Annotated in this window: 20 protein-coding genes and 2 tRNA genes; 11 read left to right on the forward strand and 11 right to left on the reverse strand. The window is 43.6% G+C overall.

Translation table 11 applies throughout. The annotated features are described in order from the left end of the window. Positions 1–95 precede the first annotated feature (95 nt). The 4 genes from JFC08_RS05690 to rsmH all read right to left on the reverse strand — a co-directional run bounded on the left by JFC08_RS05690 (position 96) and on the right by rsmH (position 5,924). Positions 96–1,805 (reverse strand): UDP-N-acetylmuramoyl-L-alanyl-D-glutamate--2,6-diaminopimelate ligase, encoded by a 1,710-nt coding sequence (locus tag JFC08_RS05690; RefSeq protein WP_198330034.1) that lies wholly within the window; start codon positions 1,803–1,805, stop codon positions 96–98. A 71-nt stretch (positions 1,806–1,876) separates the two neighbouring features. Beyond that, positions 1,877–3,985, reverse strand: a complete 2,109-nt coding sequence (locus JFC08_RS05695) for a peptidoglycan D,D-transpeptidase FtsI family protein (RefSeq protein ID WP_198330035.1) — start codon at positions 3,983–3,985, stop codon at positions 1,877–1,879. Next, positions 3,982–4,479 carry a cell division protein FtsL gene (ftsL, locus tag JFC08_RS05700; protein ID WP_198330036.1) on the reverse strand — a complete coding sequence of 166 codons (498 nt, stop codon included), beginning with the start codon at positions 4,477–4,479 and terminating at the stop codon, positions 3,982–3,984. The genes JFC08_RS05695 and ftsL overlap by 4 nt, the downstream gene beginning before the upstream one ends. Positions 4,480–4,724: 245 nt before the next feature. Next, on the reverse strand, positions 4,725–5,924 hold the full coding sequence (gene rsmH, locus JFC08_RS05705) for a 16S rRNA (cytosine(1402)-N(4))-methyltransferase RsmH (RefSeq protein ID WP_244656502.1): 1,200 nt from the start codon (positions 5,922–5,924) through the stop codon (positions 4,725–4,727). Between the two features lie 319 nt (positions 5,925–6,243). Here rsmH and gltX point away from each other — a divergent pair, with 319 nt between their 5' ends. The 4 genes from gltX to JFC08_RS05725 all read left to right on the forward strand — a co-directional run bounded on the left by gltX (position 6,244) and on the right by JFC08_RS05725 (position 8,734). Beyond that, a complete protein-coding gene (gene gltX, locus JFC08_RS05710) occupies positions 6,244–7,773 on the forward strand; it encodes a glutamate--tRNA ligase (RefSeq protein WP_198330037.1) in 1,530 nt (509 codons plus the stop codon). Positions 7,774–7,935: 162 nt separating this feature from the next. After that, entirely contained in the window at positions 7,936–8,313 is a 378-nt protein-coding gene (locus JFC08_RS05715) for a hypothetical protein (protein ID WP_198330038.1), read from the forward strand. Between the two features lie 122 nt (positions 8,314–8,435). Then, positions 8,436–8,511, forward strand: a tRNA-Ala gene (locus JFC08_RS05720). A 147-nt stretch (positions 8,512–8,658) separates the two neighbouring features. Then, positions 8,659–8,734: transfer RNA gene (locus JFC08_RS05725), tRNA-Glu, on the forward strand. 141 nt (positions 8,735–8,875) lie between these two features. On the opposite strand, the gene JFC08_RS05730 is transcribed toward JFC08_RS05725, so the two are convergent. After that, the gene (locus JFC08_RS05730; RefSeq protein WP_198330039.1) at positions 8,876–9,481 is read right to left on the reverse strand and encodes a hypothetical protein; all 606 of its coding nucleotides are present in this window, start codon (positions 9,479–9,481) and stop codon (positions 8,876–8,878) included. A 33-nt stretch (positions 9,482–9,514) separates the two neighbouring features. After that, positions 9,515–9,814, reverse strand: coding sequence for a hypothetical protein (locus JFC08_RS05735; protein ID WP_198330040.1), 300 nt, complete (start codon positions 9,812–9,814; stop codon positions 9,515–9,517). Positions 9,815–10,098: 284 nt separating this feature from the next. Here JFC08_RS05735 and JFC08_RS05740 point away from each other — a divergent pair, with 284 nt between their 5' ends. Both JFC08_RS05740 and JFC08_RS05745 read left to right on the forward strand, forming a co-directional pair. Beyond that, complete coding sequence (locus JFC08_RS05740) at positions 10,099–10,752, forward strand: LysE family translocator (RefSeq protein ID WP_045445803.1); 654 nt, start codon at positions 10,099–10,101, stop codon at positions 10,750–10,752. 32 nt (positions 10,753–10,784) lie between these two features. Continuing rightward, positions 10,785–11,243: a hypothetical protein gene (locus JFC08_RS05745; protein WP_198330041.1), complete on the forward strand. Its 459-nt coding sequence runs from the start codon at positions 10,785–10,787 to the stop codon at positions 11,241–11,243. A gap of 113 nt (positions 11,244–11,356) precedes the next feature. On the opposite strand, the gene acnA is transcribed toward JFC08_RS05745, so the two are convergent. After that, positions 11,357–14,155, reverse strand: a complete 2,799-nt coding sequence (gene acnA / locus JFC08_RS05750; protein ID WP_198330042.1) for an aconitate hydratase AcnA — start codon at positions 14,153–14,155, stop codon at positions 11,357–11,359. A gap of 460 nt (positions 14,156–14,615) precedes the next feature. Between acnA and JFC08_RS05755 the strand changes: the two genes are divergently transcribed. Together JFC08_RS05755 and JFC08_RS05760 are read left to right on the forward strand one after the other, a co-directional pair. Then, complete coding sequence (locus tag JFC08_RS05755) at positions 14,616–15,332, forward strand: metal-dependent hydrolase (protein ID WP_193007540.1); 717 nt, start codon at positions 14,616–14,618, stop codon at positions 15,330–15,332. 45 nt (positions 15,333–15,377) lie between these two features. Continuing rightward, entirely contained in the window at positions 15,378–15,968 is a 591-nt protein-coding gene (locus JFC08_RS05760; RefSeq protein ID WP_198330043.1) for a YchJ family protein, read from the forward strand. A 53-nt stretch (positions 15,969–16,021) separates the two neighbouring features. On the opposite strand, the gene JFC08_RS05765 is transcribed toward JFC08_RS05760, so the two are convergent. The 4 genes from JFC08_RS05765 to JFC08_RS05780 form a co-directional block, all read right to left on the reverse strand. Then, complete coding sequence (locus JFC08_RS05765) at positions 16,022–16,390, reverse strand: Imm8 family immunity protein (protein ID WP_045445795.1); 369 nt, start codon at positions 16,388–16,390, stop codon at positions 16,022–16,024. A gap of 125 nt (positions 16,391–16,515) precedes the next feature. Next, on the reverse strand, positions 16,516–17,412 hold the full coding sequence (locus JFC08_RS05770; protein ID WP_198330044.1) for a class II glutamine amidotransferase: 897 nt from the start codon (positions 17,410–17,412) through the stop codon (positions 16,516–16,518). Next, positions 17,413–17,724, reverse strand: a complete 312-nt coding sequence (locus JFC08_RS05775) for a putative signal transducing protein (protein ID WP_227697663.1) — start codon at positions 17,722–17,724, stop codon at positions 17,413–17,415. 50 nt (positions 17,725–17,774) lie between these two features. Next, a complete protein-coding gene (locus tag JFC08_RS05780) occupies positions 17,775–19,010 on the reverse strand; it encodes a homoserine kinase (RefSeq protein ID WP_198330045.1) in 1,236 nt (411 codons plus the stop codon). Between the two features lie 179 nt (positions 19,011–19,189). Between JFC08_RS05780 and hisF the strand changes: the two genes are divergently transcribed. The 3 genes from hisF to nusB all read left to right on the forward strand — a co-directional run bounded on the left by hisF (position 19,190) and on the right by nusB (position 21,764). Continuing rightward, positions 19,190–19,972, forward strand: a complete 783-nt coding sequence (gene hisF / locus JFC08_RS05785; RefSeq protein ID WP_198330046.1) for an imidazole glycerol phosphate synthase subunit HisF — start codon at positions 19,190–19,192, stop codon at positions 19,970–19,972. A gap of 176 nt (positions 19,973–20,148) precedes the next feature. Further along, entirely contained in the window at positions 20,149–20,670 is a 522-nt protein-coding gene (ribH, locus tag JFC08_RS05790; RefSeq protein WP_045445783.1) for a 6,7-dimethyl-8-ribityllumazine synthase, read from the forward strand. A gap of 221 nt (positions 20,671–20,891) precedes the next feature. After that, entirely contained in the window at positions 20,892–21,764 is an 873-nt protein-coding gene (nusB, locus tag JFC08_RS13755; RefSeq protein WP_227697664.1) for a transcription antitermination factor NusB, read from the forward strand.

Raw genomic sequence — 21,764 nt, forward strand, 5'->3', positions numbered from 1 at the left:
ATGATGACTACTTATTTATTTTTTATAGTTAACGAGCAATACTTCTTAAAAAGCATGAAAAACTAACTGTAAGCGCTATTATTTATCTATAAATGCTATACACGCCCTGCTTGTTTTAAGGCGTTTTGCAAAATAACACTGTCGTCAAAATCATAACGAATATGGTTAATTTCTTGATAGGTCTCATGACCCTTGCCAGCGATAACGACAATATCATCAGCCGCGGCTTGATTGACCGCATACTCAATCGCTGCTTGGCGCGCAGGTTCGATATGGGTACGCTGATATTGCTCACTCGTCATGCCTGCTTGCATATCTTGCAATATTGCATTGGGATCTTCAGTGCGTGGATTGTCTGCCGTTAACACGACTTTATCCGCGCCTGCCAATCCTGCTTGCGCCATCAAAGGACGTTTGCCCGCATCACGGTCGCCACCGCAGCCAAACACTGCCCACAGCTGACCCTTACAATGGGTCTTTAGGCTGGCAAGCACTTGGCTTAAGGCATCTGGCGTATGCGCATAATCAACGATAAAGCAGCCATCATTAGACGGCACACGCTGCATACGTCCAACCGCACCTTGTAGCTGCGGCACCACTGCGGCAATACGCTCAAGGCTAGTGCCTAAAGCGACGGCAGCTGCCATCGCGGCAAGCAAATTGGCAACATTAAAGCGCCCCAATAATGGGCTGACGATACCTAAATGATTAACTTCGCCATCGCCTAAATCAGTACGTAGCGTAATCTCGACACCTTTTAAGCTTGGTTTGATTTCAGCCGCAACAAAGGTCGCAGATTTTGATGATTCTAAACTGTACGTCCAGACCGTTAAATCACTGGCATGTGCGGTGTCGAGCATAATCTGACCATGTTCATCATCGATATTAATGATAGCGTGTGTCAAATCTGGAAAATGCGCTTTATCAAACAGTCTAGCTTTTGCTGCTGCATACTCTGCCATATCGGCATGATAGTCTAAGTGGTCACGGCTAAGATTGGTATAAATCGCCACCGACACTGGCATACCTTGTAAACGCTGCTGATCCAAACCATGTGAGCTGGCTTCCAATGCCAATAATTCAGCATTCTCTGTCCCCATTTGATATAAAAATTGCTGAACTGCTAAAGCATCGCCCGTGGTATGGCTGGCTTGCACCAAAGCACCAAGCCTACCATTACCTGCCGTGCCCATGACTGCGCTGCTTATGCCTGTCAGCTGCGTCAACTGCGCCACCAATTGACTGATAGTCGTTTTGCCATTGGTGCCCGTCACCGCGACCACCGTTGGCAAGGTCACGGGCTGCTGATATTGAAAACGTGCTTGAATGAGTGTCCCTAAAAAATCACGAATATTGGGCACGTATAAAACAGGGCAAGGCAGTGCTGCTAATTGCTGCTGCGCTTTAGCAGTACTATCATTCGATAAAGTGATATCGGCGTGATTTGATACACTAGTCGTGTTAAGTAAAGCCGTAGGATCTATTTCTGATAGGATAAAAGCCGCATTGTTAGCGGCTTGATAGAGGTAGTCACGACTTTTTTGACAGTTTGGTATGTGGCTTTTTAATAACACAAACACATCGTTCGGCTCTAGCTGACGACTGTCTAAACGAAACTGCAGGAATGGAATATCAAGAAACGAATTCATTGGTTTTGAATCCGCCCCAATCAATGTCGTCTGAGTCGATAGTTTTTGCAACGCCTGCTCTATACCTACACCATGCCTGCTATTGCTACTACTAGATTCAGTCAGCTGCTGCAAGGTGACTGGGGTAATGCTTGGCGACGAGGGTGACAGGGTCATTGGCAAATCCTATACGGTTAAAACACATCAAATAGTTAAAAACTGAACACTTAAAAAACTTACGTTTAAGCCTATAAATCTTCCGTTTTTAACGGCTTATCTAAGGGTACATTGTATAAACGCAGCGCCTCTTTCATGACATTATGAAAGACTGGCGCGACTGTTAAACCAGCATAAATCTGACCACGCGGGTCTTCGATGAGCATCACACCTACTAATCTTGGGTTAGATGCTGGCGCCATACCCGCAAAAACGTTGCGGTACTGGTCAGTATAGTAGCCACCTTTTGGATTGATACGGCGCGACGTTCCTGTTTTACCAGCGACGCGATAACCGTCAATCGCAGCACCTTTAGCCGTACCACCCGGTTCGGTGACACTTTCCATCATTTGTACGATAGACATCGCTTGCTCGTGTGCCATGATACGCTTGCTTGGCTGCGGCTTGTCATCTTTAATGAGGGTCAATGGGTGCATCACACCGCCTGCCGCCAGCGCCGAATAAGCCTGCGCGACCTGAGCCAATGTTACCTGTAGACCATAACCATAACTGACCGTTGCCCGTCTTGATGTTTCTTTTTCTTTTGGTGTGACCACAAGCCCACTACCTTCCCCTGGGAACTGTAGCGGTGTCTTTGAACCAAAACCAAATTGCTTTTGCATATTGGTAATGCCATCAGCGGGTAAAGACAAAGCAATCTTAGTCGAGGCGACGTTACTAGATTTCTGTAATAGCGTTGCCATTGTGATCCGCCCTAAATTATTATGGTCACGAATGGTATAACCACGGACACGAATAGAGCCAGGATTGGTATCGATTAAGGTAGTGGCGGTATATTTTCCTGAGTCTAAAGCCGCTGCAACGGTGAATGGTTTCATCACTGAACCGGGTTCAAAGACATCGAGCAGCGCACGGTTACGTTGGTTTTCACCAGTCATCTCATTCAGGTTATTAGAATTAAAAGATGGCCATGTTGACAAGGCAAGCACTTCACCCGTTTGCACATCAACAATCATGCCTGTTGACCAGCGCGCTTTTTGCAAACGCCCTGCTTTCTCTAGTTCTTTATAAAGCAAATACTGCAAGCGCGAATCAATGGTCAACGCCACATCTTTACCTGGTATTTCTGGTTCAATCTGTTTAATTTCTTTTAAACTGTTTTGTTTGGCATCTTTTAGCACCAACACTTTACCATCATCACCTGCCAGCTCAGTTTCATATTGGCGTTCGATACCAGCACGACCTTCGTAACCACCTTCAGGGTCGCTGACATTCTGCCCCATAAAGCCCAATAGCTGCGAGTTTGGTTGTGGCTGCGGGTAATAACGTTGGAAAAAGTTTTTTTCATAGACGCCAGGAAAATCAAGGGTGCTGACACTTTGGGCAATCTCAGGCGTTACTTTATTCAGTAGCGGTAAATAGTGCGAGCCTGCACCCGATGGCAGCGCGGCTTTAACTGCTGCCTCATCGGTTACATCAATACTATCGTCGATAGCGGTAACTTTTTTCAGCTCAGTGACCGAAATATTCGCAGCAGCTGCAAGCGTGGTCAGATCCATATTATCCAAACGCTTTTGCATACGCGCAACCAGCTGTGGACTCTCAGGATTGGTGATAATAATACGCTTAAGCTCGTAATATTCGCGCGCGTAATCATGCGGACTAAAGGAGACCGTCGCCAGTGGTGCACTGACTGCAAGTGGCAAATTATTGCGATCGGTAATCATACCGCGATAGGATTTTTGCGTGCGCACGCTAGTGATAAGCTCATCACCTTTGTCTTGATAAAACTGGGCATTGGCAACTTGTAAATAATAAGCACGGGCTATCAGCAAACCCAAGATAACCAATGCAATGACCCAAATAGTACGGAAACGGTTTTTGTCTTGCTCAAAACCGCCGCGAGAGGAAGCGCCAGACGCTTTACCCAAAAACCCTCTTTTATTTTTCAGGTTTTTGACACTGGTATAAGCGCCTTGCTCTTCACTCTTTTTCAATCGATCAAACAATTTAGCCTTACGGTTGCCAGAGGATTTTTTTTCAGCCGTACTGCCTGTTTGCCCCGATTTGGCTGCACTAGCAGGACGTAAGGGCTTAGTAACCTTACCGCTAGTTGGCTTTTTATTCGCATTTTTTGCGGTCGTTTTACCACTATTGGCATTAGGCTTTTTATCACTCATTGTCCTGCCTCCGCTACCGTGGTATTGGTGATAGGAGCGTCAGGCGATATATCCGTAGCAGCCCGTGGTTCGATAACGTCAGACTTATCCTCATCTGAGTCAGTATCAACGACTGGCACCTGTGCTGTGGCAACACCCGGCTGGATAATGAGCTTATCTTTTAGCGTCGGTGAAAACATACCCAGTTCAGCCACCGCACGGCTAGCAATTTGCGGCGTCGCACTAAAAGTCTGCTGTTCAATGAGCAAACGTTGATGTTCGACTTGCAGATTACGCTCTTGTTTTTTCATGTCTTGCAAGGTTTTATAATCCTGATGATATTGCTGAACGCCTTCGGCTGTTTTGATACCGCTCCACACAATCGCCACTGCCAATAGCAATAGCACCACTACATAGATACTAACCACATTAAATCGGCGTACAAATAGCTCGCCGATATCGGTGTTATGCGGCATTGCAGCACGACGGTTTGCGGGTTTGTCAGATATTGCCATGACGCTCTCAAAAAGTGGACTTCAAGTATGAAAATTGGCAACTGTTTTAGAGCGGTAAGACGCTTTGTACAGAACCATCAATAAAGTAAAACCAAACGAAAAAGGAACAGCCGAGCCTAGCAGATAATGTTTACAGATTTTTAACAGCCGCGTAAGTATTCAGACTTTCTATCCTACTTAATTGCCAGTAACCAATCACCAGCAACGCAGCCAAACACCCTCTCTATAACATCACACTACCTGTGTTATTGCTCAACACTGTGTAGATAGTCGGTATCAGTACGAGTCGCCATGCGCAACCACGCACTACGCGCGCGTGGGTTTTGACTGGTTTCAGCTTTGCTTGGACCCACGCGTTTAGGCTTGCTAAAGTAGCGTGGACGATTGGGCGGCATCGGCAAATTCTCATCCTCTGGATATTGGCCTTTACTATGACGCTGCAAAAACTGCTTGATACGGCGATCTTCTAATGAGTGAAAACTAATCACTGCCAGCTGCCCGCCTGACTTTAAAATCGGAATGCTTTGTTCTAAAAAGTCGTCAACATCGCCAAGCTCATTGTTAATAAAAATGCGCATCGCCTGAAAACTCTGAGTCGCTGGATGCTTACCGCGCTGCCAATTAGGATGCGCCACTTTAATCACTTCAGCCAATGCCAAAGTAGAGTCATAACTGTCCATCTGCTTAATAGCACGGGCGATACGGCGACTATGACGCTCTTCGCCAAAATCATAAAGCACATTGGCCAAGGTTTCATCATCGACTTTTTCTAACCACTCAGCGACCGACTGCCCACGACTGGTGTCCATACGCATATCGACCGCACCGTCACGCATAAAACTAAAACCACGACTGCCATCATCAATTTGCGGCGATGAAATACCCAAATCTGCCATTAAGCCATCAACTTGCATGATACCCATTGCCGCTAGACTATTCGTCAACGTCGCAAAACTATCGTGCACCACTTTTACGCGACTATCGGTCTTTGCCAATTCGCGAGCAACGCTAATAGCGGTTGGATCCTTATCAAAAACAATCAAGGTTGCATCATCGGCTAACTGGCTTAATAATAATCGACTATGACCACCACGCCCGAAGGTTCCATCAACGTAGACGCCACTCATCTGCAAGCTATTTTGATTGTCACTGCTTTGTTCTGCATCGTCTGTTTGCTTAGGTAGCGCTTTGACACCCAGCACTGCCGCGACGGTTTCTTGCAATAGCACCGCATCATGAACAAAGCTCAATTCATCAGAGTTGGCTTTATCAGTGACAGACTCTTGCGTCGGCTGATTAGTAGAGTCACTCTCTACCACAAAATCGTTTTCCACAGCAGACAGCTCAGCCTCTGATGCAGCATTAACAGTGGCTAAAGAAGGATTCATTTTAGAATCTTGCTTAGTATTCGGCGTATTTTTTGGCTTATTATTCAATATGGACACAAACGACTCAGTAGATGACGACCATTTTGGTCAGTAAGAGTGAAAAATCAGATGAAAATAAACAAGTTATGACTTGCCTAACATTATTATCGCAAGGATACACGGGTAGTCAAGCGCTAGACGGGCATTTCGTTAAAAATATTCCATCTCTCTGTTATACTAGCGCTATATTTTACGCTATTTTTCTACATTGACGGCTATTGTTTGTGCCGTATTTTTTATTCAAACGTGTTATTCACATTTATTATTAATATTTTTAACAGCTATTTTTTTCATTTTTCACTGCCATATTCATTAACTAGCCTATTCTGAGAATTTTATGATGCAATCATCGACTTCAACTAACAGCACGCGCCCTGTCCGCACCCGCATTGCGCCATCGCCTACTGGCTTTCCGCATGTCGGCACCGCTTATATTGCCCTATTTAATTTAGCCTTTGCCAAAGCCCACGGCGGCGAGTTTATTTTACGTATCGAAGATACGGATCAAACGCGCTCAACCGAACAATCTGAAAAAATGATTTTGGATGCGCTGCGTTGGGTCGGTCTCGACTGGGCGGAAGGTCCAGATATTGGTGGCCCGCACGCGCCTTATCGTCAGAGCGAGCGTAGTGATATTTATAAAAAGCACGCCGAACAGCTCATAGAAAACGATCATGCGTTTCGCTGCTTTTGTACCAGTGAAGAGCTCGATGCCATGCGTGCTGCGCAAATGGCCAATGGTGAAACACCACGTTATGACGGTCGCTGTGCCCATTTAGCCTCTGAAAAAACTGCGCAATTGGTCAGTGAGGGCAAACCGCATGTCATTCGTATGCGTGTGCCTACCGAAGGCGTCTGTCAAGTACATGACATGTTACGCGGTACGGTTGAAATTCCTTGGACGCAAGTCGATATGCAGGTGCTGCTAAAAACCGACGGCATGCCAACATACCATTTAGCCAACGTTGTCGATGACCATTTGATGGATATCAGCCATGTGTTGCGTGGTGAAGAGTGGCTCAACTCTGCGCCTAAACATCAGCTGCTTTATGAGTATTTTGGTTGGGAGATGCCTGTGCTTTGCCATATGCCACTGCTGCGTAACCCAGATAAATCAAAACTGTCTAAGCGTAAAAACCCAACCTCTATCACTTACTATCGTGATGCTGGTGTACTACCTGAAGCGCTGCTTAACTACCTTGGTCGTATGGGCTACTCGATGCCTGACGAAGCGGAGAAATTTACCTTAGAGGAAATGATTGCCAGCTTTGATATTCAGCGTGTGTCCCTTGGCGGCCCTATTTTCGATATCGAAAAGCTCAATTGGCTTAACGCCGAATGGCTACGTGCGCTAACCCCTGAAGAACTCAAAAACAAAATCCTCGACTGGGCAAGTAACAGCGATAAATTAACCGCTATCGCAGCGGCGATTCAGCCTCGTATTGAGCTGTTATCTGATGCAGTTAATTGGGGTGGTTTCTATTTCCAGAACTTACCTGATATCAATGCTGAGAGCTTTACTCATAAATCGCTCACGCCTGAGCAAATTATCGAGATGCTCCAACTGTCATTATGGCAGCTAGAAACCTTACCAACGTGGACGGAAGAAAATATTTACGCCACGCTAAAAGGTCTTGCTGCCCATCTTGATATTAAAATGCGTGACTTTATGGCACCGTTCTTTATCGCTATCGCTGGTAGCACCTCATCGACGCCAGTCATGAATTCTATGGCAATCATCGGTGCAGATATGACCTTGACTCGCTTGCGTCATGCTGTTGATGTACTGGGTGGCCTCGGTAAAAAGAAACTAAAAAAACTTGAGAAACAAGCGGCTGAGTTGCCAGATTTTTTGGCTGCAGAATAGTTTAGAAGCTGAATAACTCATCTACTAAACAATCGATTAGCTAAAATTTATGAATTTAGAAGGGTCAGCCCAGTTCTGACCCTTTTTTTATAATTAATAGGTACTACTACCCTTCAACTATTATTAAATATCCTGTATCAAACCTTTTAATTGGAAATAAACATGGCCGCCAAGACCGTCACCATCGAAAGCAAAGACTATGTCTTTAGCACGCTCAAAGAAGCACAGAAATACTATGATGCCATCGTAAAAGAGCTTTATAATGCAAAACTTACCCTGACAACCGGTCAGGACTTTGAAGATTTAAAGTGGATATACACCACTTACTGCAGTTATACCAATCATAATGTCGATCGATTGAAAGAATCTGACATCATTGGCTTTAAAGGCATCAGAACAATCCGAGAAAAAGGTGGTCAATATATCCCAACGGAATGCTGCGCCATTATTTTTTCTGACAGCAGCTCTAACCTCACTGAGGAAGAATTCTTTACCGATAAAGCCCTAAAAGAGATTGCCATCAAGCAAAATCCACGCTAATTTGGGCTTATTAAGTAGCTAAAATAGCTTTAAACGCTTTTTCTCAAATATTTATGCATTATTTTTAAAATAGTAGTTGACAGGACTCCCGGTCTTGCATAAAATACGCACACTCTTAGCGAGGGGCTATAGCTCAGTTGGTAGAGCACTTGCATGGCATGCAAGGGGTCAACGGTTCGACTCCGTTTAGCTCCACCATACTATTTATTGCAACGCTCAGTACTACTGAAACGTAACCATAAATACTCGCTAGTAGGACGATATCAGCACCTAGGCAATGCTTATTTATTAAGCTATCTGATATTGTGAAGTACCGTTGTAACCATTGGTTATAACACTCTATGCGTCCCCATCGTCTAGAGGCCTAGGACACCGCCCTTTCACGGCGGTAACGGGGGTTCGAATCCCCCTGGGGACGCCACTATTCGGCGTCACTTATTAGCACTTTTGCTTAGCACCTTTAAGCATCAGGTTAGACTAATAAGCGAACAATAAAAAAGCCCAGTCATCATACGGTGACTGGGCTTTTTTATGTCTATTGGTCTTTATTTAAGAGTATCAATCAACACTGTACTAGCACTCTAATAGCAACCAGCTTGTTGTCTAGGAAACTTAGGTATAGAATGTCATCACTCGTCTTTTCATAGATGGAATACATCGTATCGTAAGCTGTTTTTATATCAGTGGACTTTATACTAACGGTTTTGTCTGAAGCAGTCGCTTTATATTTATCAACTTCAAATTGTTGAAGGTTTAAGCTTTTAGGATTGAAGTTGTTATCGACCAATAATTCATGGTATCTAATATGAAGCCCGTCGGGAATGCCCACTATTTTCATGATAGCACCCTGATCACCTGTGATATCAACTTCCATGTTGCCATACTGATAAATCGCTTCGTCGTAACTCTCGCCTACTTCTTCTTCGGTAAAAAACCCGCCACACTCAACGTTATAAAGTTTCTTAAACTCACCGCCGAACGTGGTCATGCTTTTAATTTTCTTTAGACTAAAAGATTTACCAATCTCGATTTCTCTTATATTTGCGTCAGAGTGTTTCTCGATTTTTATACTACTGTCAGAAGCTTCTGCGTTTGCTGTATTCATACCCGTGCTACACGAGCAAATCAAAAAAGACATAGCAAATAAGAACACATACTTATAAATCACATGACTATCCTCTAAAATCGGTAAATTGTCATATCAACGATCATAACAAGAGACAAACTCTCTAATCGCCCAGCCCCAACGCCTGTATTCGCCCTTGTAATAGCCTTCTAAATATACCCATGGACGATTTTTATTATCATAAGTAGTATCTGTGACATACACCTCGCGATCATTACGCAGCTTATTAATAATCTTGCCATTAGGCTCGTCGCGAATGTTTAGTGGAGTACCCGTCGGATCTGTTACTTTGCAAACTCTCTCGGCATGCGCGGCATTTATCCCAACAGTCGTGACCAAAACAGATACAGCAATGGTATAAGCCAAACGTTTCATCTCAAATCCTTATTATCAACAAATGTCTTACTAATCTCTGATATCTTATCAGAGTTCACATTGCGGTATCTGCGATTTTATAAGATATTTACGTTTTATTGATTTCGATAAAGACTGAAGCCATAACCTACTTTATAGTTTTTAATATCATTATTTATTGAATGATTTATTCTATTGCCAACCCGTAAGATCCTCGCTACCATCAATCCTATAAGGATTTTATAGAATGTATAAATACTTTATAACGTACAAATTTTTAGGCTTAACACAAGGACGTTTTAACCATGTTCGGGATTGAGAACTATCTAGGGTTTATCATGGCAGCTATTTTGTTAAACCTGACCCCAGGCACGGACAGCATGTACATCATTACCCGTAGTATTTCGCAGGGGCAAACGGCAGGGTTTTATTCTGTTTTGGGTATTACTTCAGGCATTTTGGTGCATACGCTATTGGCTTCGCTAGGATTGTCCGTGTTGCTGGCTAACTCCCCTACGGCATTTATGCTCGTAAAATATATTGGTGCCAGCTATTTGTGCTATCTAGGCGTCAAAATGCTCATAAGTAAACAACAGCCTTTGATAGCCGCGAGTTTGCAGGATGACGAGAAGCCAAAGCCCGTTCAGCCTTTAGATCACTGGCAAATATATAAGCAAGGTGTACTCACCAATACCTTTAATCCAAAAGTCGCATTATTCTTTTTGGCGTTCTTCCCTCAATTTATCGATGCCAGTTATGCTTATAGTATGGTGTCGTTCGTCATTTTAGGACTGACCTTTGCTGTCACTGGCTTTATATGGTGCTTGTGCTTAGCATTATTGGCATCAAAATTCAGTGAAAACCTGAGAAAAAACCCCTCTATCGAAGCCATTTTAAACAAGATAAGCGGTGTGGTATTTATTGGCTTGGGAATTAGGCTGTTGACTGAGAAAGGTTGAAACCATTGGAATAAATAGCAGAGGAAATAATAATGAACGATGATACTAAGCAAAAAATCACTTTATTACTTGAAGAGTTAATTAATACTCCATGCTCAGAGTCAAGGCAAGTAGCAATAAAGCGTGAACTAGACAAACTGTCTCCTGACCCATTTTGGAGTGACTATATATTCTGGAGTGATGAATATGTAAACGAAGACTTAAGTATCAATTATGAGAAATTTTTTGATAAAATTTCTGAGTATCCAAATTCTCATGAGTATAAAACAAAGAGTCGCATTTTAGAGTTGGCACAAAAACTTGTTATGAGAGATTTCTCTGAAAGTAGTGAAGTTGATATCGTAAATGAAATCAATGAATTGTCTCCTGATATCAGTTGGACGAATTATCTTTTTGTCGATAAGACCTGCTTAAACAATGACGGCAGTATCAATAAAGAAGCATTCTTAAATAAAATATTTAAGGAGAGCTGGAATGAAAACTTTAGATAGTTCATGGGAATAGATTTGCAGATACGTGCTTCCCTTTTCCCAGATAATAAAAAAGCCCTATCCCCTACTTTAACTGGAATTGGGCTTTTTATCATACTAAGCTCAATTGACCGTTACGCTGCGTTTTTACTCTCAGCAGCCAATTGACGTAGCACATAGTGCAACACGCCACCATGACGCACGTACTCGCGCTCTTTTGGCGTTTGTAGCATAACATTGACATCAAAGCTCTCAGACGAACCATCGGCACGTGTGGCCGTGACTTTGGCGGTCTTGCTCTCGCCATTATCTAGACCTGTAATGCTAAGCACTTCAGAGCCGTCTAGATTATAAGTTTCTGCATTTTCACCATCTTTAAAGGTTAATGGTAGTACACCCATACCGACGAGGTTGGAGCGGTGAATACGTTCGAACGAGCTGGTCAATACTGCTTTTACGCCAAGCAAAATCGTCCCTTTCGCTGCCCAGTCACGGCTAGAGCCAGAACCATATTCTGCGCCGCCAAGTACCACGAGCGGACGCTTGTCTTCTTTATACTTCATTGCCGCATCATAGATGGCCATTTCTTCGCCGTCTTGTAGAGTGGCGCTATCGCCGTTGAAGTAATAAGTATAGCCGCCCTCTTTGCCAGCCATCATGGTATTTTTGATACGGATATTGGCGAAAGTACCACGCGTCATGACCGCATCATTACCACGGCGTGAGCCATAGCTATTGAAGTCGGCTTGCATCACACCGCGCGCTTGCAAGTACTTACCTGCTGGCGAATCTGGATCGATATTACCGGCTGGTGAGATATGGTCAGTGGTGATTGAATCACCGAACAACCCTAAGATGCGTGCGCCTTCGATATCAGGAATACCTTCTGACTCCATGGTCATACCATCAAAGAACGGCGGGTTTTTGATATAAGTAGACGCTTCGCTCCACGGATACAACTGGCTATCGGCTGAGCTAATAGCGTTCCATGCGGCACTACCGTCAAACACTTCGCCGTAATTTTTGCGGAACATATCCGCATCGATATTATTGGCAATCAGCTCATTGATCTCATCTGACGTTGGCCAAATATCTTTCAAGAAGACATCTTTGCCATCTTGATCTTGTCCTAAAGGCTGCGTCGTTAAATCAATATCGACCGTACCTGCCAGCGCATAAGCGACAACGAGTGGTGGTGATGCTAAGTAGCTCGCTTTTACATGTGAGTGAATACGACCTTCAAAGTTACGGTTACCTGACAACACGGCAGCAGCGACTAAGTCTTTTTCTTCGATACCTTTTTCAATCGACTCTAAGAGCGGCCCTGAGTTACCAATGCAAGTGGTACAACCATAACCCACTAAATAGAAGCCTGTTTTTTCAAGCTCGTCCATTAACTTAGATTTTTCAAGATAATCGGTGACGACTTTCGAACCGGGTGCCAATGAAGTTTTGACCCAAGGCTTGGCTTTTAGACCTTTTGCAGCGGCTTTTTTCGCCACTAATCCCGCGCCAATCATCACCGCAGGGTTGGAGGTATTGGTACATGAGGTAATCGCTGCGATAACAACAGAACCATCACGCAATTTATGGCTCTTATCATCGATATTGACGTCAGAGAAAACATTAGGCTTAGCATAGAGTCTATCCGCTTGCTCTTGCTCGCCGCCTTCTTCATCAAAGCGTACCTTGCCTTCGACTTCTGATTTGCGGTCTTTAGTCATTTTCTCGAGCGTTTCGCCAAATTTTTCGTGCATATCAGATAGATTGATACGCTGCTGTGGCAAGTTCGGACCGGCAAGTGCAGGCTGTACCGATGATAAATCGAGCTCTAACTTACTTGAATAAGTCGCTGCTGGCGTATCAGCATCGTGCCATAAACCTTGCGCCTTAGCATACTTTTCGACCAACTCAATCTGACTTTCTTCACGACCTGATAGACGCAAATAATCAATCGCCATTTGGTCAATCGGGAAAATACCACAGGTTGCGCCATATTCTGGTGACATATTGGCAATCGTCGCACGATCTGCCAGTGGCATACTGTGTAAGCCTTCGCCATAAAACTCAACGAATTTACCAACCACACCATGCGCACGTAGCATTTCAACCACACGCAATACCAAATCTGTCGCGGTAACGCCTTCAGTGAGTTTACCTTTTAGCTCAAAGCCAACCACTTGTGGAATCAGCATTGATGACGGTTGACCGAGCATTGCCGCTTCCGCTTCAATACCGCCGACACCCCAACCAAGCACGCCAATACCATTAATCATCGTCGTGTGACTATCAGTACCAAATACCGTATCAGGATAAGCCGTCAGCTCACTTTTACCATCAACATTGACATCAGCAGCCATTACAACACGAGCTAAGTATTCAAGGTTAACCTGATGCACAATACCCGTCGCTGGTGGTACGACCACAAAATTTTTAAACGCATTACGACCCCAATGCAGGAATTCATAACGTTCATTGTTACGTTTAAATTCAATTTTTTCGTTCAAGTCTAGTGCATCTTCTCGACCATAAGCATCAACCTGTACGGAGTGGTCAACCACCAATTCACTTGGGATAAAGGGGTTAATTTGCTCAGCACGACCGCCCAGCTCAACCACGGCATCACGCATCGCTGCCAAATCGACAACTGACGGTACACCCGTAAAATCTTGCAAGACCACACGGGCTGGCATAAAGGCGATCTCTTTTGACGCTTCTGCACCTGCATCCCAGTTAGCAACCGCTTCGATATGGTTTTTGCCGACAGATTGACCATCATCTTCATTACGTAATAGGTTTTCTAAGACGATTTTCATGCAAAATGGCAATTTGCTGATGTGCTCAAAAGTTTCGGTCAGCTTTGGCAAACTGTAATAGGCATGTTCCTTGCCCGCGACCGAAATGGTGTCTTTTACATTAAAAATATCACTCATGGTAGCTTCCTTATCATTGTTATAGATCCTAAGCCCAAACGGTTATAGGTTTATGCTGAGGATTGGTGGCTAGATAGATGATTGTACGAGTTGTATTCAAAATCATTATTATTTGACACAGTAGAATATAAAGTTGAGTTAACAAAATAGCTAAGTGACTCTTTAGGACTTAACAATAACGCTCTTTTACCATAACAAAACGGCGGCGCTTTGTTAACGTCTAGACGTTGTCAAATCGTGGCATAATCGTAAACGTAACAAGGGGTTAACGTTCTATTATTAAGTATCAATATATTTTCCAAAGAAATATTAGAATCAAAGGTAATGGGTAAACCAGTCGCGGCATACGATCCTTATCTGTTAGACGTTTGGCTGCTCTATGCTATTATGGTGCGCTTTTTTACCGCTAGGCAAACGCCTCAAAACAATCGTTTCGCGCGCTACTTATTGATGAGTTTTTATGGCAAATTTTAACACCCACCTGAATGTTGCATTCATGGTCAGTGGTACACTCAGTTTGACGGTTTATAAAGCGGGATTGATTGATGATTCGGGGTTTTTAGTTTGCGTGGCGCTCGGCACTATCGGTGGGCTGCTGCCTGATTTGGATTCTGATAACTCCACACCGATTAAGCTTGGGTTTAATATTACTTCGTTTATTTTTGCCTTTGGTTTGGTCATGCATTGGCGCAGTGAGCTGAGTTTGCTCGCCCTGATTGCATTATGGCTGGCAGGCTACGGCTTTATGCGTTATGTGGTTTTCTCTATTTTTACCAACATGACCGTGCATCGCGGCGTGATTCACTCCGTGCCTTATATGGCAATTTTGGGTTTGGGACTGACCTATTTAAGCTACTACGTCTTGCACCTTCCACTGACGGCAAGCTGGTTTTACGGTTTATTTTTATTCGGTGGCGCGCTAGTGCATTTGACGTTGGACGAGCTATATAGTGTTAACTTATCGAATATGAAAATGAAGCGCTCATCAGGTACAGCGATGAAGTTTTATCAGCCTAAAGATAAGTGGTGGTATTTATTACTATATACACTGCTCGCCATGTTGGTCTATTTTGCCCCGCCGTTTGATGCGTTTTGGCAGCAGCTGCGTGACCCAGCACCATGGGCACAGCTAAAAGTTGGCATATTGCCAGAACTGATAAAAAGCATGCTGCGATAAAGATACGGTAAAGCAGTAAAACCCAAGCAAAAATGAGAATAAAACATGCAACCTAATCTACACGTTTGCCCTTGCCAAATTCATCCATCATCAAGCGCTATCAGCTCACCACTACTTTATAAAGATTGCTGTCAGCCTTATCATGAGGCTGTTTATAATGATACTCTTTATAATGATGAAGTTGGCAAAGCAGAGGGTATAAAAGCTGAGACAGCCGAACGTCTTATGCGGTCGCGTTATAGCGCCTTTGTCTTGGTTATTCCGGAATATATCGTCAAGACTACGCTACCTGCACAGCAAGACTTGCTAGATATAGAAGCGATTGAATCGTGGGCAAAAGAGACAAATTGGGCAGGATTAGAAATCGTCGCGCATACGCTAAAACTTGGTAAAAGGCACGCACAAGTTGAGTTCAAGGCTTATTTCAAGCCAACTAATAATACAAGTAATCTAGAAGAGAAAGTGCAGGCGCATCATGAATTGTCTGCCTTTGTGAAGGTGACAGACAAAATCAATAATGATGCACACTGCTACTTTTTAGATCCGACTGTTTCAATGTCTGTGACGCAAAAGCAGCCGTGTATTTGTGGGTCTGGTGAGAAGTTTAAGCGGTGTTGTGGGGGTTATTTGAGTTAATACTATTGCCATAAATTTCATCATATATTTTAAAAACAATGTAGATAAACCAATCAGTCTTTGTACGGAACGTAATTATCAAACTCCCAATGAAAATACTCTGATAAATCGGTTGATACTTCGCTTGGATTTTGATTGTTACCCTTATCTTTAATTAAAGATTTAATGAAGTCTAACAAAATCTGCTTATCAAAACACTTCATCACAAAAACCCCTTTTTTTCGAAAGTAAATTTCATAATCTTCAATGACTATTTCATCGCAGCTAGAGTCATAGTCATTAGTAATATAGAAGTAGAAATTATCACCTCCTTTCTCATCGCCTAACGTGAGATTAACATTTAAATCAAAATAATCACCACCACGAAACTCAAACCCATCAAAACTTTGATGATCTTCAAATGATATATATTGAATTGACATCACTTAATAGTCCTCATTTTTCAAACTAGAACATGAAATCTTATAGACAAATATCAATAAAAAGCAGCCTTGTATTTGCGGTTCAGATCAAAGGTTTGGTTTAAGCACTGTTTTGAAGAGTACTTTTAAATACTCGCCCCAACCGACCTTGCTACCGCAATCCCTTCCTCAATCGTCAAAAACTTGCGCTGGCTTGGGCTGTCTTTATAGATGACATCCCCGTCTTGGAATATCAGACATTCATTGACGGCTAATTGCTGCCATTTTTCATTTTCAGTCAATGGTACAGTCACCAGAATCGTCACTTTATCGGTATCTGTGGTCACATCCCCAAAGTTAATGGCCAAATCATCATCTGCCAATTTTGCTTCGCCAAACGGCGCTTGACGCGTGAGATAAAACAATAAACTCCCCGCATAAGCCAATTGCCAACTGCCATTCGATATCAAGCAATTAAACAAGCCATTGGCGGATAAATAACGACATTGGGTGGTCAAAAAGTTAAACAGCGTTTGGTCATCAGGGCGAGTTTTAAAGCTGCTTTTTAGGCGATTAACAAGGTAGCAAAACGCCATTTCAGAATCAGTTGAACCAACTGGCTGGCAATGTGAGGCGTTGCCGTTGTCTTGCAAGCGCTGACAGCGTTTGATAAATTCGCTATTCATTTGCCCATTGTGCGCAAATACCCATTGTTCGCCCCACACTTCACGGACAAAAGGATGGGTGTTCGCCAAGCAATTTTGCCCTTGGGTCGCTTTACGGATATGAGCAATGACGTTCATGGCTTTAATCGGATAATTATTGACCAAATCAGCAACGGGTGATAAATGACTTGGTTTATTATCATGGAAAAGACGCAAACCAGTTGAAGCATTCTCTGAGTCGCACTCACTACGCTCAAAAAACGCAATGCCAAAGCCATCTTCATGACTATCGGTCATGCCACCGCGGCGACGAAACCCTGCAAAGCTAAAACCAATATCGGTTGGGGTATTACAGTTCATTCCTAAGAGTTGACACATTTATACTTCACCGCCGTTATTGTCGTCTTGTGCAGGATTGAAAGTAGGGTTAATTTTGGCTGCTGACGTTTCATCAAACACCTCATAAGGCGTTGCCCCATCGGTGTCAATATTTGCCAAAATACGCTGTGCATGCGCCAAATCAGTATCCTGTACCCACAGCACAATCCCAGAATTCATACCCGGCATTGCGCTCAGCGGTTGCAGAGACACCGTAATACCATTGTTACGCAGCAGATTGGCATGCAGTTCACCCTGCATATTGGTGTCGTAGCGTGCCAGTTTGTGCCAGTTATCAACTTGATCGGTCATGATAAATTCCTTTTAGATATTTATAAATATAACTCGTTGCTATTATTCTATTAGCAACCGAAACCTTGTGACCAATTAATTTGATTTAACGGATAAGCATCAATATGAAAACCGTTTGGATAATCTTTAAAGCCAGATTGTGATTTTAATTGCTCAATAGCAGCTTGTGCTTGTTGCTCAGTCGCAAACACACCGATTATCTTAAAATCTTCGACATCGTTATTTTTATTATCATCTTTATAACGCGCATGTTCTAGTACAAACACTGTACTTTGCGCTTTTTCAACATGTGACCAATGATAAGCAGCAAGGCGTTTCATCAGGTCAGGATTTTTGACCATGATGTTATCGCCCGTACGTCCTTCGGTACGGTTATAGTGAATAACGTTGAGACGTAATAGCCAAAAAATCACCGCCGCTTTTGCCAACATTACTGGTAAGGCACGTTTTTCATCTTCACCGAGCATGCGTTTCGACTCATAGCCTTGCAAAAAAGCCGCCATTTTACTGCGATCAAAATTCACCGACTCGCCCTGCTCAGCATCGCCCCACGTGGTACAAAAGTCATTAATCGTAATGGCAATATCCATCACATAGTGCTCGACGCTAACTTCGGTGAAATCTAACAACCCAGTCAGACGCTCTGCGCCTTTTTGGCTATTATTTAACGATAAGTCCCATAAGGTATTATCAGCGAACATGTCTAAATGACATAAGCCTTTTGGCAAAGTCGCAAGCGGCAAATCCGTATAAGACTGCCAAATATCACTCATCAATTTGGCTTCGTCAGCTGGCATAAACTGCCTTTCACGATCGCGCACCTCGCTCCATGGGTATAAAGGCACGCCATATTCTTCCGCAGGTTGTAGTGCTTGCAATGTCTCATGCAGCATCGCTAAAGCGGCGCCAATTTCATGACACATCGCTTGCGTCGTCTGCTGGGGATGCGAGCCTGCTAGGCATGGCACTAAGGTAATTGCTTTATTGTCGTATTGAATGACATAACATTTTTCTGCGCTATCAACGAGTGATAACGGCGCAGCGACCGGTAACTTACCGTCTAGTTGATTTAAGATAATCGCCATCTTTTCGATATCTTCTGGTGGACGCTCTTCAAATAAGGTAAATACATAAGAGTGTGCGCCATCTACATCGTCAGTCGTTTGAATAAACCAGTTAGAGTTTTTGATACCTTGGGTGATCGGAATGGCACGCGCGAATGACACGCCAAAACGCTGGCAAAAAGCGGCAAACTGGTCATCGGTTAACTGGGTATAGACGGACATGACATCTCACTTATGGCAATTAAAAGAAGGTAAATAGATACGGTAATGACAGTGATTGTACCGTGCATGAGCAAACTTTGGCTAAAAGCATAATAATCTTGCGAAAACCTGCCTGAGATGGCGGTGATTTTGCTAGACTAGCGCTTATAGAATGAATTGATTATAAGGCGAAAGTCCCTATGTTAGCAAAGCGTATCATTCCTTGTTTGGACGTTGATAATGGTCGTGTGGTCAAAGGTGTGCAGTTTGTCAATATCAAAGACGCAGGAGACCCTGTTGAAGTAGCGAAACGCTACAACGAACAAGGCGCTGATGAGATTACTTTTTTGGACATTACTGCGACCAATGACGAGCGCGATACCACCTATCATACCGTTGAGCGTATGGCAGAAACGGTATTTGTGCCATTAACTGTCGGTGGCGGCGTGCGTAAAATCGCTGATATCCGCAATTTGCTCAATGCGGGCGCGGATAAAGTAGCTATCAATTCTGCGGCGGTATTTACCCCTGAGTTCGTTGGCGAAGCGGCGCAGAAATTTGGTAATCAATGTATCGTCGTGGCTATCGATGCCAAACGCGTTGCAGATATCAATGTCGATGGCATCATCATGCCGCGTTGGGAGATTTTTACCCACGGTGGTCGCAAACCAACGGGGATTGATGCCGTTGCTTGGGCAAGCAAAATGGCTGAGCTTGGCGCTGGTGAATTATTGGTGACCTCGATGGATGGTGATGGCACCAAAAAAGGCTATGACTTGGCATTGATGAAGCAAATTACTAACCGCGTCAATGTGCCTGTTATTGCTTCAGGCGGCGTCGGCAATCTGCAACATTTAGCCGAAGGGGTGTTGGAAGGTGGCGTCGATGCCGTACTTGCTGCCAGCATCTTCCATTTTGGTGAGTATACGGTTCAAGAAGCCAAAGCGTATATGGCAGCGCAAGGCATACAAATGCGTCTATAGTAGGCTCGTAAAGTACAAATAAAACAGAAAAAAATGTTATCATAGCGCTAACCACTTATTTTCGTTCATTTAACTGATTATCTAACGGATAATAAGCCATTTGAGCGTAGCGATATATTTAGCGCATTATTTATTCCTACATTTTAATTAAAAGCCCATTCGGCAAAGGATTTTTTATGTCAAATCTACAACAGCAGCGCAATGACGTGACTCACATCGATGGTAATTTACATCAAAATAAAGACGTTCGTATTGGTATCGTCGTCGGTCGTTTTAATGGTTTTGTGGTTGAGTCATTGGTAGATGGTGCAATTGACGCGCTACTACGTCACGGTGTATTGGGTAGCAACATTACCGTTATCCGTGTACCGGGTGCTTTTGAACTGCCATTGGTTGCACAGCGCGCTGCTGAGTCTGATCGCTTTGACGCCATCGTTGCTTTAGGTGCGATTATTCGTGGTAGCACACCGCATTTTGATTTCGTTGCAAGCGAATCTGCAAAAGGCTTAAGCGCGGTAGCTATGGACTACAATATCCCAGTTGCCAATGGCGTCTTGACCACTGACAGCATTGAGCAAGCGATTGAGCGTGCGGGCACGAAAGCGGGTAACAAAGGCTCAGAAGCGGCAATGGTTGTACTAGAAATGCTTGCGGTACTATCACAGTTAGATATTGAAGATGACAGTGAAGACGCTTAATCAAGCCATCATTTGATAGGCTATTTGTTATTTAATGAGCGCTGTGGTTTTTATGAGCTTTCGTTTTTATCGAGACCACAGCGTCAGTGTTACAAAAACTGTTACCAAGTACGCTACAAAACTTGACTGGCAAAGCCTGCCAGCTAACTACTATTTAACATTTTATTTTAAACCTTTTATCTTAAAAACTTTTTATCTTAGCAACTAGGTATAGACCCCCTATGACTGACCAACTCAAGCGCGCTATCAGCGCTGCGAAAACCGCCCAAACCAATGATAAACAAGCTGAAGCCACGCGCATCGCGAGCAGCAGTGCGGGTGATCAAATCTTCGATATGAGTGAGTCTTCTTACAAGACCAGTCACACTGCTATCCGTAAAGCACGACGCTTTGCGATGCAAGGTCTATACGAATGGCTCGTCACTGACCGCCGCTTCGATATCGATGGTAAGCTTGGCTGGAAAGACAATGCCCCACACGATATCGCCGCTCGTACACGCGCGACCAATGCCATGCATACCGTACATATTGGCTATTATCATGAAATGATGCGTGACATCCCAGAGCAGATCGAGGCACTAGATGTCCTTATCTCTCAGCATCTTGACCGTGAAATCGATAAATTGGATACCGTCGAACACGCTATTCTTTTAATTGGTGCTTACGAGCTACAAAACCGCTTAGAGATTCCTTATAAAGTGGTACTTGATGAAGCGATGAAGCTGAATAATCACTTTGGCGCTACTGACGCGCATAAATTGATTAATGCCGTCCTTGATAAAATGGCGGTAGAGCTACGTGCTATTGAAGTAGAAGCAGATAGCAAAGCCAATTTACGCACCTCACAAAAAACGGCTGCTAAACCTGTAATAAAAGCGGATAGCAATGCTGACGATAACGCTGATATAGAAGATAGTGCTGATAAAGCTGCCATTGAAGAAAAATCAACTACTTCAAACAAGCCTCGTATTAGCGCCAATAATGCTACCGTCAAACGCAATAGCGCTAGTAAGGCTACTGCCAATATTAGTGACTTTAAAGCGAGCAAAAAAGCGATTGAAACAGACCGCACTGATGCAGACAGCAAAGACTAA

The sequence above is a fragment of the Psychrobacter cibarius genome (assembly GCF_016107535.1).
In the GTDB taxonomy this organism is placed as follows: domain Bacteria; phylum Pseudomonadota; class Gammaproteobacteria; order Pseudomonadales; family Moraxellaceae; genus Psychrobacter; species Psychrobacter cibarius.